Source organism: Parapedobacter sp. ISTM3, from assembly GCF_016533505.1.
In the GTDB taxonomy this organism is placed as follows: domain Bacteria; phylum Bacteroidota; class Bacteroidia; order Sphingobacteriales; family Sphingobacteriaceae; genus Parapedobacter; species Parapedobacter luteus.
The window spans coordinates 1-799 of record NZ_JAENGN010000062.1 but is presented as its reverse complement, the minus strand read 5'-3'; the positions used below and the strand labels follow the sequence as shown (position 1 = coordinate 799).

At 54.3% G+C, this 799-nt stretch carries 1 protein-coding gene; it reads left to right on the top strand.

The window, feature by feature from the left end:
• Positions 1 to 799: IS66 family transposase (locus tag JHJ32_RS22620; RefSeq protein ID WP_200123009.1), on the top strand; the 799-nt coding region annotated here is incomplete at both ends.

Here is a 799-nt window from a genome sequence, read left to right as displayed (position 1 = left end):
CTGGAGTGCGAGCCTGCCCGGTTCTACATCAAACGTTATATCCGCTATAAATACACACCTAAAAATGGTGATGGCGTGCGCATCGGGGAACTTCCCGAGCGCGTGATCGACAAAGGTATCCCCGGAGCGGGATTATTGGCAATGATACTTACCGGAAAATATTGCGATCACCTCCCGCTGTACCGGCAGAAGCAGATCTTCGCCCGGGAAAACATACAGATCGCCTCCTCCACCATCGAGGGCTGGACCAAAGAGGCACTCATCAAACTGCACCCGCTTTATGAACAGCTCGTCCTGGACACCAAAACGAAAGGGTATTTACAGGTAGACGAAAGTCCGATAAAAGTACTGGACAGCGATAAAAAGGGCGCTGCCCACCAGGGATACTATTGGGTATACCATGCCCCGCTTGACGGTATTGTGCTGTTCGACTACCAGCCCACGCGCGGGCAGGTGGCCGCAAGGAAGCTGCTGGATACCTTCAAAGGCTACCTGCAGACCGATGGATATGCGGTATATGAGAAATATGGCCGCAGAAAGGATATCACCCACCTGGCCTGCTGGGCGCATGCGCGCAGGGAGTTCGAGCGGGCACTGGATAATGACAGAGCTAAGGCGGAAAAAGCCCTGCTCATGATCCAGCGGCTCTATGCGGTTGAAAGGCGGGCCCGGGAGGAAAAACTGGCCGCCGATCAGATCAAGGAACTGCGGCTGACCGAGTCGCTGCCGGTGATCAACGAATTGGGCAGATGGATCTTTGAAGAAATAAAATCCACCCTGCCCAAAAGCCAGATCGGCA